Origin of the sequence: Pseudomonas edaphica (assembly GCF_005863185.1) — a bacterium.
Lineage (GTDB): Bacteria > Pseudomonadota > Gammaproteobacteria > Pseudomonadales > Pseudomonadaceae > Aquipseudomonas > Aquipseudomonas edaphica.
Genome location: NZ_VBVZ01000128.1, coordinates 1 through 12,870 on the forward strand (window position 1 = coordinate 1; position 12,870 = coordinate 12,870).

Annotated in this window: 10 protein-coding genes; 2 read left to right on the forward strand and 8 right to left on the reverse strand. The window is 58.9% G+C overall.

Annotated features, from left to right (window positions below):
- From FEM54_RS10935 to puuE, 5 genes are all read right to left on the reverse strand, one after another.
- Window positions 1-1,262 (reverse strand): urate hydroxylase PuuD (locus tag FEM54_RS10935; protein WP_138450842.1); only part of this gene is annotated, 1,262 nt, incomplete at its 3' end.
- Window positions 1,263-1,313: 51 nt separating this feature from the next.
- Entirely contained in the window at window positions 1,314-1,817 is a 504-nt protein-coding gene (locus FEM54_RS10940; protein ID WP_056861103.1) for an ureidoglycolate lyase, read from the reverse strand.
- A 127-nt stretch (window positions 1,818-1,944) separates the two neighbouring features.
- Complete coding sequence (gene alc / locus FEM54_RS10945) at window positions 1,945-2,940, reverse strand: allantoicase (protein ID WP_017137848.1); 996 nt, start codon at window positions 2,938-2,940, stop codon at window positions 1,945-1,947.
- Window positions 2,941-2,981: 41 nt separating this feature from the next.
- Entirely contained in the window at window positions 2,982-3,497 is a 516-nt protein-coding gene (gene uraD / locus FEM54_RS10950; protein WP_017137847.1) for a 2-oxo-4-hydroxy-4-carboxy-5-ureidoimidazoline decarboxylase, read from the reverse strand.
- A complete protein-coding gene (puuE, locus tag FEM54_RS10955) occupies window positions 3,494-4,420 on the reverse strand; it encodes an allantoinase PuuE (RefSeq protein ID WP_017137846.1) in 927 nt (308 codons plus the stop codon). Before puuE ends, uraD begins: the two co-directional genes overlap by 4 nt.
- 390 nt (window positions 4,421-4,810) lie before the next feature.
- Between puuE and uraH the strand changes: the two genes are divergently transcribed.
- Entirely contained in the window at window positions 4,811-5,164 is a 354-nt protein-coding gene (uraH, locus tag FEM54_RS10960) for a hydroxyisourate hydrolase (protein ID WP_017137845.1), read from the forward strand.
- A 163-nt stretch (window positions 5,165-5,327) separates the two neighbouring features.
- Window positions 5,328-10,562 (forward strand): dermonecrotic toxin domain-containing protein, encoded by a 5,235-nt coding sequence (locus FEM54_RS10965; RefSeq protein WP_138450843.1) that lies wholly within the window; start codon window positions 5,328-5,330, stop codon window positions 10,560-10,562.
- Here FEM54_RS10965 and FEM54_RS10970 read toward each other — a convergent pair.
- The 3 genes from FEM54_RS10970 to FEM54_RS34310 form a co-directional block, all read right to left on the reverse strand.
- Window positions 10,552-11,178, reverse strand: a complete 627-nt coding sequence (locus tag FEM54_RS10970) for a LysE family translocator (protein ID WP_099548913.1) — start codon at window positions 11,176-11,178, stop codon at window positions 10,552-10,554. The genes FEM54_RS10965 and FEM54_RS10970 overlap by 11 nt on opposite strands.
- 50 nt (window positions 11,179-11,228) lie before the next feature.
- Window positions 11,229-12,590 (reverse strand): NCS2 family permease, encoded by a 1,362-nt coding sequence (locus tag FEM54_RS10975; protein ID WP_138450845.1) that lies wholly within the window; start codon window positions 12,588-12,590, stop codon window positions 11,229-11,231.
- A gap of 99 nt (window positions 12,591-12,689) precedes the next feature.
- Window positions 12,690-12,870, reverse strand: a 181-nt coding sequence (locus FEM54_RS34310; protein WP_205894398.1) for a hypothetical protein, incomplete at its 5' end; no start/stop codon positions are given.

Consider the following 12,870-nt stretch of genomic DNA (forward strand, 5'->3'; position numbering starts at 1 on the left):
ATCAAATCCCGCTCCTGCTGGGTCATCTGGGTGATGTTGCCCAGCGGCATGATCTGGCTGGCCACGGCCTGCGCTTGAATACGCGCCGCCTGCTGCTGGATCTGCGCCGGGGTATCGAACATCACGCCTGCCGGTGCGGTGCTGAACAGCGGGCTGGTGGGCTTGGCCGAATGGCACACGGCGCAGCGTTCCTGGATCACGCCATGCACCTTGTCGAAATCAATCGTCGCCTGGGCCGGTGCCGCAGCAGGTTCTGCAGCGGGTGCGGCTGGCGCAGCAGGTTTCAAGCCACCGCCCAATGCGGTTTCCGGCAATGGCTGGTACTCGATGGCCGCGGGTGCCTTGGCCACGTCAGGCGCAGTCGAAACAGGTTTAGGACCGGTCACATACGCCAGGCAAATCATCGCCAATGCGCCCACCGGCAACGTCCACGCATACTTCTGGCTGTTATGCCGTGTGTTGAAGTAGTGACGCACCAACACCGCTGCCACCGCGATACCCGCCAGGATCAGCCAGTTGTATTGGCTGCCGTAGGTGCTCGGGAAGTGGTTGCTGATCATGATGAACAGCACCGGCAAGGTGAAGTAGTTGTTGTGACGCGAACGCAGCAGACCCTTGGCCGGCAGCGCCGGGTCAGGTGTGCGGTTCTCGGCGATGGCCGCTACCAGCGCGCGCTGGGCGGGCATGATGATGCGGAATACGTTACCGACCATGATGGTGCCGATCACCGCACCTACGTGCAGGTAAGCACCGCGACCGCTGAAGACCTTGCTGAAGCCGTAAGCGGCCGCAATCAACAGTACAAACAGGATAAAGCCGAGCAGGGCAGGGCGTTTGCCCAGCGCCGAATCGCACAGGAAGGAGTAGATGAACCAGCCGACGAACAGTGAGCCAATGCCCAGCAGTACGCCTTCGGGACCACTGAGGCTGCTGCCCGGGGCCAGCAGGTACAAGGTCGGGTTGGCGTAGAACACTACGCACAGCAGCGCGATGCCCGACATCCAGGTGAAATAGGCTTCCCATTTGAACCAATGCAGGTTGTCCGGCATGGTCGGCGGGGCCAGTTTGTATTTTTCCAGGTGGTAGATACCGCCACCGTGAATCGCCCATAAGTCACCGGCCAGGCCGTCTTTGGGGTTGACGCGATTAAGGTTGTTTTCCAGCCAGACAAAATAGAAGGAAGCGCCGATCCACGCGACGCCAGTGATCATGTGAACCCAGCGCACGCTAAGGTTCAGCCATTCCATCAAATGTGCTTCCACAGTCTTTACCTCTCGCCTGTCACCCTTGTTGTCGGGTGATCAGACCTTCTCTTATTGGTGGGGGGCGAGGATCAACCGCTCATCCTCTTTGAAAAAATGCTCATCGCAGTTATTGCCTGTGCCACTGCGATCAACCACCAGGAAGTCATCCCGCTTTTCGATCGTCAGCACCGGGTGGTGCCAGACGCCGCGATGGTAATTAATGCCCTGCCTGCCGTTGGTGACGAAGGCGCGGACCAAGCCCGATACAGGTTCATCGCCAAGTGGCGCGACCACGATCAGAAAGGGGTTGCCGAGCAGCGGGATGAAAGCCTGGCTGCCCAGCGGGTGTCTTTCCAGCATACACACGGTCAGCGGCATGTCCTGCGCATCGGCGCGGAAGATGCTGATGATTGCGTTGTCTTCAGGCTGGGCGGTTTCTACCGTGGCCAGCTTGTGAAAGCGCATGGTCGACCCGTTATTGATCATGAAGTGATCGCTGCCATCGGTTTCGATAACGTCTCCGAAAGGGGCGAAGGCTTCTTTGGTCAGGGGTTCGATCACTAGTGTGCGCATGGCTGTCTTCTTATCCGGATTCTGTGTTGTTTGTTCTATTGCTATCGCGGGCAAGCCCGGCTCCCACATTTTGATCTGTGAATACATTCAAATGTGGGAGCTGGCTTGCCTGCGATGGGCTCACCGCTTATTTAGCGACTTTACCGAGGACCCGCAGGCGGCTCACACCACCATCCGGGAACACGTTCAGGCGGATGTGGGTAATCGGCCCCAGTGCCTTGATCTGCTCGGCAAACGTGTGTTCAGCGTGCATTTCCAGTTTCTGCGCCGGCAGCAGCTCGCGCCAGAACAGCGATTGGGTTTCGATCTGGCTGTCGGTGCCGCCCTTCACGAACGCGCCCTGGATCGAGCAGGTGTCCGGGTAGTTGCCCTTGAAGTGCAGGGTGTCGACCACGATTTTCTCGATCTCGCCGGGGTGGCCCAGGGCGACGATCACCCAGTCATTGCCTGGCGTACGACGACGGGCGGTTTCCCAGCCGTCGCCCATGTTGATGCCACGGCCCGGGTTGAGGATGTTGCTCATGCGGCCGAAGTGTTCGTCGGAGCACGCCAGGGCGCGACCGCCGTTGAGGGCCGCTGCCAGGTCGACCTGTTCGTTGTCGCCCACCGAGGACCAGTCGCGGAACGGCACGCCGTACACACGCAGACGGGCCACACCGCCGTCCGGGTAGATGTTGAAACGCAGGTGGCTGAACGCCTGGTCGTTGTTGATCTCGTGGTAGTGGTGGCTGTTGCCTTGCAGCTCCACGGCCGACAGCACTTCCACCCACTGGGTGTTGGCGTCCGGCTCGCCCGAGGCCAGGAAGCAGGCTTCCAGGGAGGCCGATGGCGGGAAGTTGCCGGTGAAGAATGAAGTGTCGATGTCCACGCCCTTGATCGAGCCGGGTACGCCGAGGCGGATCACCGCGCTGTCGTAGCCTTCGAAGCGCTTGCGGCGTGACTCCCAGCCGTCCATCCACTTGCCGTTGTCATCGAAAACGCCCTCCTTCCACACGGCCGGGGTCGGCTGGAACAGGCGGTTGGCGTCAGCGAACCAGTCATCGGTCACCGAGATGATCTTGGTGCCCAGGCGGGCATCGGCCAGGTTGACGAACTTTTCGAAAGGTACGGCGTAAGCTTTCATTCTTCTTGTCTGCCTTAGATAGAGTGGCTGGGGATGGTCTGTTAGAGGGTCAGTAAACGGAACAACGCGATCTTGTTGATCTCGGCCAGCGCGCATTTGAACTCGGCGTCTGCCGAATTGTGAATGCGCGTTTCGAACGCAGCGAGGATCTGATGCCGGTTGCTGCCTTTTACCGCCATGATGAAGGGAAACTTGAACTTGGCCTTGTAGGCGTCGTTCAGCTCGGTGAAGCGCGAGAACTCTTCGGCCGTGCATTGGTGAATCCCCGCGCCAGCTTGCTCATCGGTGCTGGCTTGGGTCAGTTGGCCCTGGACGGCAGCTTTGCCGGCCAAGTCCGGGTGAGCGTTGATCAGGGCCAATTGGCTGGCATGATCGGCGCTTAACAGGATATCGCTCATGCGCTGGTGCAGGGTTTCGATCTGGTCGACCGAGCTGTCCTGGCCCAGGTCGAAGGCCTTTTCGGCCACCCATGGCGAGTGTTCGTAGATATCGGCGAAAGCGGCGACAAATTCATCGCGGCTCAGGGTCGATGGCTTCAGGGTCTGGAACGCAGTCATTTCGCCGCTCCCGTGTACGGGTGGGTTTCGTGCCAGTGACGGGCGATGTCAACGCGGCGGGTGAACCACACCTGTTCATGGCCTTTGGCGTATTCGATAAACCGTTTTAACGAAGCCAGGCGCGCAGGGCGGCCGATCAGGCGGCAGTGCAGGCCGATGGAAAGCATCTTCGGCGCCTCGGCCCCTTCGGCATACAACACGTCGAACGCGTCCTTGAGGTACTCGAAAAAGTCATCGCCCTTGTTGAAACCCTGCACCTGGGTGAAGCGCATGTCGTTGGTGTCCAGGGTATAAGGGATCACCAAATGCGGCTTGCCGGTCGGGTTGTTCGGCTCCCAGTAGGGCAGGTCGTCGTCATAGGTGTCGCAGTCGTACAGGAAACCGCCTTCCTCCATCACCAGCCGGCGAGTATTGGGGCCAGTGCGGCCGGTGTACCAGCCCAGTGGGCGCTCGCCGGTGAGTTCGGTGAGGATGCGGATGGCTTCGAGCATGTGCTCGCGCTCCTGGGCCTCGTCCATGTACTGGTAGTCGATCCAGCGGTAGCCGTGGCTGCAGATCTCGTGGCCGGCGTCGACCATTGCGCGGATCACATCCGGGTGGCGCTGGGCGGCCATGGCGACGGCGAAGATGGTCAGAGGGATATCGAATTCTTTAAACAGCTTGAGGATGCGCCACACACCCGCACGGCTGCCGTACTCGTACAGCGACTCCATGCTCATGTTGCGGGCGCCTTGCAGCGGCTGGGCCGAGACCATTTCCGAGAGGAAGGCTTCGGACTCTTTATCACCGTGCAAAATGTTGCGCTCACCGCCTTCTTCGTAGTTGAGTACGAACGACAGCGCAATGCGTGCCTTGCCCGGCCAGTGGGGGTGAGGAGGGTTACTGCCGTAACCGATCAGGTCGCGTGGGTAGTCAGCGCTCACTGCAGTCTTCCTTCTTGTTCGTGATAGCAAGTGTGTGTGGCGGCCGGGCAGTGAAAAGACTGGGTGGCGTCACAGCGATGAGTGATTGTATACAACTTATCTGTCACTTTGTAAGCCTACATTTCTGCATTTTTTCTGTATCGCCGGGTTCAGATGCTGTAGCAAGAAACTTGCCTGACTGGTCAGTTAATGGACAAAAGGTCGTTTAAAAGCAAGGTTTACTTACGAATTGACTCATCGAGCAACACCGACGGGAAGATCCAAAGCTTTGTGATTTTTATTGTGTACAATTTTTTTAAAAAGTGTCTTAATCAGCCATCGCCGGCTTTTTCGATGCCCTGAAAAAGTGCAGGTTTCTCTTTTACTGACTTCAGGAGGCGCGTAGACGCCATGGGACGTTTGACCACACACGTTTTGGACGCCGCACACGGCTGCCCCGGTAGCAATATCAAGGTCGAGCTGTACCGCGTCGACGGCGCGCAGCTGGAACGGGTTGCTACTGCCACCACCAACAGCGACGGCCGTTGCGATGCGCCGCTGCTGCAAGGCGACGACTACCGCAGCGGTGTTTACCAACTGCAATTCAGCGCCGGCGACTACTACCGCGCCCGTGGTGTGCAATTGCCGGAACCGGCGTTTCTCGACGTCGTCGTGCTGCGTTTTGGCATCAGCGCCGAACAGGATCACTACCATGTGCCTTTACTGATTTCGCCTTACAGCTACTCCACCTATCGCGGTAGCTGAGTCGTCACCTCGCTTCACACCCCCAAAGCTCTTCGTTGGTTTTTTGCCCGCCCACACTGCGGGCTTTTTTTATTCTGAATGGCTCACGGGCCGCCCAAGTATGTAACGCACCTGGGGCGGTCGAGGTACCTAGGCTCGGCTTTTCTGTATGGAACAGTCCGCCATGAGTACCGACACCACCGCCTGGTTGGCCGCTGAGGCTGCTGCGGCGCAAACGCTTAATTTTGATGACCCGCAAACCTCGGACGCGCAGCGTGATGCGGCGATTCGCACACTCCTGACCCGACGGCTAAACGCGGTCACGCAGCCCAGTCTTGAAATCAATCGCCTGTACGAAGCCCAAGCCAGGGCCAGAGAGGCGGTAAAACTCTTAAAAGACTTGATTGGGCGTGCGCCGAGAGTCTTGGGCATTATCCGGGGCGCATTACGCAAGGCCTTTGCGCTGGACCCCGATACGCTGTTGTTCACCGAGTTCCGGCCGCCGCCTTTGCCCCAGAAGGTCTACAGCCTGACCGAAAAAGGCTTGGCACTTCTCATTGATCCGGATGTGCCGCTGGACATTAACCAGTTCACTACATTGCGTATCAAGGACGAACCGGCACGGACGTTGCCGTTTACCGCTTGGGATGCGTTGGTACGTGTGAAGGGGTTGGCGCTGCTCGGTCAGGTTGAGAAGGCTGAACGAGACTATTGGCAGCAACTGGCCTATGGCTCCTGGCTGACGCGCAAGCAGCGTTGGGTCCAGTTACGAAAATCCTTGTTCGCCGAGCATGCACTGCTGGCCCATCGCGTTTACCAGCTCTCGGACCGCGGCTTTGCCATGGTCCGTAAAGTCATGGAGATTCCGGGTGCCGATGCGCGACGCAGGGCGGCAGGCGACTGGGCGAGTATTCAAGTGAGCAGGGTGGCGTGGCCTGGCACAAATCGGGCGCTGGTTCCTGTGCCGGGCGCTTTGCATATTTATCGTGATGACATCGCGGGGGACACGCCCCATGTGATCTACCTGCCGGGTCTGATTCGTGAGTTTTACGAGTTCAGTTCCTGGTATCGAATGCAATGTGATCTGCCTGTGCTGGTCAACGGCCCTTTGAGCCAGGTGCTATGGCAGTGTTTGCCACTGCGCCGTTGGCATGAGCTGTGTAACACACCCAGTGTTACGCCTCAGGCGTTTACCCTTCAGCTTATTGGTGTACACCAGGAAGACGTGTTGCTTGCCAGTGCGACCGAGCTGCTGGAGGCGCAGTGGGATAACGAGGTGGCCTGTGCATTGTCAATCAACCCTGCGGCTGTGGGCGTTCAAGGTGTGGGGCAATTCAACGCTCCTGAGGTGAAACGCTTCCTCAAATTCATCGAAAAAGGCCGTCGCCGGCTGGCATGCAGCCTCCTGCTGGGAAACAGCCTGGACGCCTTGCCGGAGTGGGATCATCAGCGCCGCAGCGGTGAGATTGTGTGTGCAAGTTTGACGCCGGACCTCGCCCTCAAGACCCGTGAAGCGCAACTCAAACGTTACGAAAAAGGCTTGATGGCCCTGCTGGATCCGACGGATGTGGGCAAAAGCACTGCACCCTATCAAGACTTTTTGAACCTCGATCAGCGATGGCAGGAACAAGTGAGCACCGTGAGTCAATTGGCCCATGCCCCGCACGAGCGCATGTTTGAAAAGGCGTTCTGGCTTGAACAGCCTTTGGGCACGTCTAATCGCGGCTCATTGGTGGGGACTGCACTGCGCCGGGCTTTGCTTCTGGAAGCCCAGATGCAGCAACAGTTGAACCTGATGCCCTCCGTGCATCTGGAGCGATTGAATACGGTATTGAGTGAGTCTTGGGTGCCTGGCGACAGTGCTGCTGATACCTGTGTGTTGCAAGTAACGGTCGGCAGTGAGTCCGGCCAGTTGTACCCGCTGCTGGGGGCTCTGCTCGTGACCACCCACCAGGCCCTGGCTCACCCGAGTGGCCCACACTCAGTATTGTTATACGTGACGGGTCTGTATGGCGGGCTTGTGCCCTTTGACAACGTGAACGCGTTCGCCAAGGGGCTTCAAGCCAGCCTGAAAAGCCGCGATGGCTCCGTGTTGTGGCGCTGCATCGAGCGTGATCACCGTGTGGCTGCGCGGGGCTGGATCCAGGCGTTGCCCAAGGATGCGCCATTGGTAGTGAGTTATGAGGCCATCAAGCGCACGATGCTCAAAGACTTGTTCATTAAGCTAATGCAACGTTACGCGGCGTTGAACAAACGTGTGGGCAGGGGTGTTCGGTTGTTCAGTGAGGTGAGCGATCCGCAGTTGAGCCGAATGTTACTGGCCCAGGAGTTGTTCGAGTGCCTGCAAGTACCCGCCAATGATGCTCGCACACTGGCCTTGGCCAATATCAACCTGTTGCAGATGGCAGCCACTCAGGCGAAAAAACTCCCCTCGTGGTTGGGCATTGCCTCAACCGGTAGTCGAAGACACTACAAACGATTGTTACGCCGTTACCTGATGAATGCCTTTGCGGTGGAGAACAAACTGTGGCGGGATTTACCGGACTTGGAGTCATTCGCCCGTAATGGCTTGATTGCGCGATTGACTCGGGACGGGTTTTACCCGCGACTGGATATCGACAAACCCCTGATAGATTTGCCCGATGATGTCAGCTCCCAATTGTGTGGCTGGTCGAGTCAGTGCGCAGTGGGCGATCGCGATACAAAAAAGGTCGTCAGCTCGCAGCGCACCACTTTCAGCCTGCTGCAATTGGCGTTGCATAACCTTGACCCCAAGGCACCCTGGACCCGCTGGCGATTGAATCGCGCACGCTGGCTGGACCCCGCCTGGAAAGAGCGCTTGAGCGTGCGTTACCTGATCAACACCCTGTCATCGCTCGATCTTGGGGGCGAGTACGACAAGCGGATCCTCAAGGTTTTTTATCCGTCGACGTCTACTTCGGCCACGTCTCCTGGGCTCTCACAGGCTTTGGTCTATAGGGCTTTGCGACAACGCGCTCAGATGCAGCTGTACTCTGCGGTCCAGCAAGGTTTGAGTGATAAAGCGCAGCGTCTGTTCACCCTGGCGATGGCCGCTGGGTCGGAAAGTGACCTGAAAAAAGATGGGTTCGACGTAGAGTTGGCGGTTCTGCGCCTGATGGACGCAACCCCAGAACATGATCGGCACATTGCTGGCTTATTGTTCATTCATGACAGGTTATCAAAGCTCTGTGTGGTGTATTGGCCCATGGCTGCGGCAAGCCGGGTGATTGTTGCGTATGCCAGTCTGGACGAAGCAGAAAAGGCGTTGAATCTTATCGGCGCACTCCCCGAAAACCAGAAGGCGTTGGCGCGCCAGGTGGCGCCAGGCTGGGAGGCGCAGGCGCTGGCCGGCTACCCCGATAAAGACCCTGGAGTGCAACCCCGCAGGCCTCACTCGCTTGAGCCGGGTCAACCCGGTCTATATCGTTTTGTTGCCATGCTTGTGGAGTTTTTTTTGGCCCCGCACAAAAAACCGGCGGTGGACAATGAAAGCATCGAGGCATTGATCAAGGAGCAAATCGAGTCGCAGCCTGAACATTGGTTAGCGGCTGCGCCCACCACCTGTGGCAATGCCATGGCGTTGTTGGCCCACGCTAAGGTGTTCGATCTGCAACGGCGTACCCAAGCCCAATCCCAGTCTTCCCAGGCGCTGGAGCAATACCGCGAGCAGCGTTTGGGGGAGCAGCACGACGCGACGATTCGCGGGCTGCTGGGCTTTGTCCCGGTACTGGGTGTTGGCATCAGCCTGTATGAAATGCTGCTTACAGCGCGGCGCTATCATTACAGCGGGTCTGCCCATGATGCTGTGGATGTGGCGTTCTTGACGATGCTTGCGTTCTTCGACGTGCTGACATCCTTTGGCCCTTCCGCGAAAGGCGCGCGCGTGTCGCGTGTCGCTTTAGGCCGCTTGCATCGCCATCAAGGGGTCACGCTCGGTACCCGCGCAGGCCTGAAACCGTCACCGATCAAGCCACGTCACCTGCTGGAGCACTTCCAGTCCCCTGATGGACTGGATGGGGCCATTGAATTGGCGGGGCCGGGCGCTAAAGGGCGGTACGCGAAAGATGGCCGGCAGTTTATTCGTGAGGGTAAAGATATTTACCCGGTATATCAGCGTGAGAACGAATGGGGACTGCGACTGAAAAATAGCCAGGGAGAAGGGCAAGATGAACTGATTTTAAACATCGAGCAGCCCCACGAGTGGCAGTTAGGGGCCGATGCACCGGTGCCCGGGCCGAGTTCAGGCGTATGGCAACCTTGGGCACCCACCAGAAGCGCAGCGGATTGGTCACCGCCTTCGCGTACGGGCCTGGAAGCGAACTTGCGCGCGTTGCCTGTGCCCACCAGTTCCTGGCAGGCGTGGGGTTTTCGGCGCAGTGACTCACTGATCGAAGTACCGCCCCTGGGCCGCAATATATACCGGGTGGCAGCAACGCCGGGTGCGGCGGCCTTTGATCTCTTGCGACTAGGGCCTGATTACTATCGGTTGTTGCCCCAGGGTACAAGCGCGTCGTCTTCGAGCATCGTCTTTATAATGAGAAACCAGGATGTTTCGTTCAGGGCATCCGTGGATATAGAGCGCTGGCTGGGCGTGGCTGCTGCTGAGCAGCCGATACCGGCGACCCTGGGTGCAAATGGGCTGTGGACGCCCCATCAAGTGCTGTTTAATGAACGTCTGGACGTCACGGTGGGGCGGGCGTTTCCTGCTATGACCCCGGGCAGCAGGCGGTTTGTCGCCGACCGGCTCACTGAGTTGGCGGACACCGGCCCCAGGGTGACGGCCACGCACTTACTCAATATCAGGGCGACACTCGACCGTTGGACGGCCCCGGGAAACCCGGACCGCCTGCCCGATCTGCTGAGAATGCTACGGCCTGCGGGCGAGCCGGGTGCCCTCACCATTAACATAGGGATCGATGGGGTAGCGCCGGGAGGCACGCGGCTGGATTTCACGCCGCCCTTACACCTTGATCCCTCGTTGCTCAGGCGCAGCCGCGGCAACGGCGTACTTCGTTCGCGAGCTGTTCACACAGCTGTCAGGCAGATACTCGAAAGATATGGATTCACCGTCAGGAGCATTCCAAGGCGGCATGGCGGGGCCAGTACGAGGGACTTTTACTGCACCCATCCGCATTCGAGTTCGGTTTACTTTGTGCTGAATAATTGGGTCGATAATCGCAACGTCAGCCTGCGTTCCAGGGTGGCCCCGCAGCTCTCCGAGGCTTGGTTTCGCGAGCGTATCGGTTCGCAGTCGCCATTCTCGGCGGAGTTTGCCGCCATTGATCAAGCCATGACACAAAACCGTCTGGTTCGGATCGTTGCAGGCATTCAGTGGCAAGTTCGTTATGGAGAGCCCGCCAGTGTGTATTTTGCCAAAGTCGCGCCGTTTAACCCTTGAGCAGCGCTGCGGTTGCCGCCCCGCCAAATAGCGTGGCACTGACGCGATTGAACCAGCTCTGGCCCGCGCCGCTGCGCAGGTAACGCGCGGCACCGTGGGCGCCGAGGCCGTAAGCCAGCTTGCAGAGCAAGTCGAGTACGGTCCAGGTCGCGATCATGATCAGCAGTTGCGGCAGAAACGGCTGCTGGCTACTGAGGAACTGCGGCAGGAAGGCGGCGAAGAACAGGATGTCCTTGGGGTTGCTGGCGCCGAGCACAAAGGCCCGGCCGAACAGTGCGCGAAAACGCGGCACCGCCGGCGCCTGCGGTACCTCGGCGCCATGGGTTGGCAGGCGAGATTGCTGCCAGCTCTGCCAGGCCAGATAGAACAGGTACAGCGCGCCGATGATTTTCAAGGCGCTGAACAACTGCTCGGAGGCCAGCAACAATGCGCCCAGGCCCAGAGCCGAGGCGCTCAACAGGCAGATCGAGGCAAACACCCCGCCCAGGAACGCCGGGTACGAACGGCGCAGGCCGTAGTTGAGGCTGTTGCTGATCATCAACAGCGACAACGGCCCGGGGATCAGGATCACCACCAGTGCCGCACCACTGAACAACAGCCAGGTATCCAGGTTCATCTACATTTCTCCCTCTATGCAAAAGCCCCACCCGTAGGTGAGGCGGTTTTTCAGCCGTTCCCGAACAACAGGAAGATGAACTTGGCGATAAAGATCGCGCACAGCACCCACAGGCTGACAGAAATCTCACGGTACTTGCCGGTGCCTGCCTTGAGCGCCACGTAAGTGATAAAGCCCAAGGCAATCCCGTCGGCGACCGAGAAGGTCAACGGCATCATGATCGCGGTGACAATCGCCGGAATGCTGTCGGTGGCCTCATCCCAGTTGATATGGGCCATGCTCGCCATCATCAGCATCGCCACGTAAATCAGCGCGCCGGCGGTGGCATACGCCGGAATCATTCCCGCCAGTGGCGCAAAAAACATCGCGGCCACAAACAGGATGCCTACGGTCACGGCGGTCAGCCCGGTGCGACCACCTGCGGCCACACCCGCCGCGCTTTCCACATAGCTGGTCACCGGCGGCACACCGACCATGGCGCCAAACACGCTGGAGGCACTGTCGGCCTTCAGCGCACGGGACAGGTTATCGATCTTGCCATCGGCGTTGACCAGTCCGGCCCGTTGCGCGACGCCCATCAGTGTACCCGCGGTGTCGAACATGTGTACAAAAAGAAAAGCAAATACCACGCTTATCATGCTTACATTGAATACACCTTTTATGTCCATGGCCATCCAGGTCGGCGCCAGGCTCGGTGGGGTTGAGAGAATGCCGTTGTAGTGCACCAGGCCCAGGCCCCAACCGGCGAGGGTCACGGCGATGATGCTGATCAGGATCGCGCCGAATACCCGGTGATAGCTGAGGATCGCAATCAACAGGAAGCACACGGCCGCCAGCAATGGCGCAGGCTCGTGCAGCGAACCGAGCTTGATCAAGGTGGCCGGGCTGTCGACGATAATGCCGGCGGTCTTCAGGCCGATCACCCCAAGGAACAAACCGACGCCTGCGCCCATGGCATGACGCAAGCTCACAGGGATGCTGTTGAGCAGCCATTCACGCACGCGCGACAGTGTCAGGCCCATGAACAGCACGCCGGAAATAAACACTGCGCCCAGCGCGGTTTCCCAGTGGTAGCCCATGGTGCCGACCACGGTGTAGGTGAAAAACGCATTCAGGCCCATACCCGGTGCCAAACCTACCGGCCAGTTGGCGTACAGCCCCATCAGCAGGCAGCCCAGCGCGGCGGCGATGCAGGTGGCGACGAACGCCGCACCGTGATCGATACCAGCGTCGGCCATGATGTTGGGGTTGACGAAGATGATATAGGCCATGGTGATAAAGGTGGTGAGGCCGGCAATCAGTTCGGTTCTCACTGTGGTGCCATGCAAGCGCAGTTTGAACAGGCGTTCCAGCCAGCCGCCTTGCGGTGGGGCGTGGTCCAGCGTAGGGGCTTCGGTTTTTTGGCTATCCACAGCAAGTACTCCTCAAGAGTTTTATTGTTATTTCCAGCGCCGGTCACAGAGGTGGGCAGCAGCGCTTTGAGGTACTGGCGGGTTTTGTTGACCAATAGGTCAGGAACTCGCACGAAGCGAATTATGCTTTTGTATACAAATAAAGCAAATAATGTTTTCTATTTTGTTTGCGAAAGGGGATGAAAGGCTGATGCCGGCGCGATTTATCGGGTTGCGCAGGGCAAAGTTGTTGTGGCGAGCAGGCTTGCCCTGCGTTGGGCTGCGTAGCGGCCCCCAAACC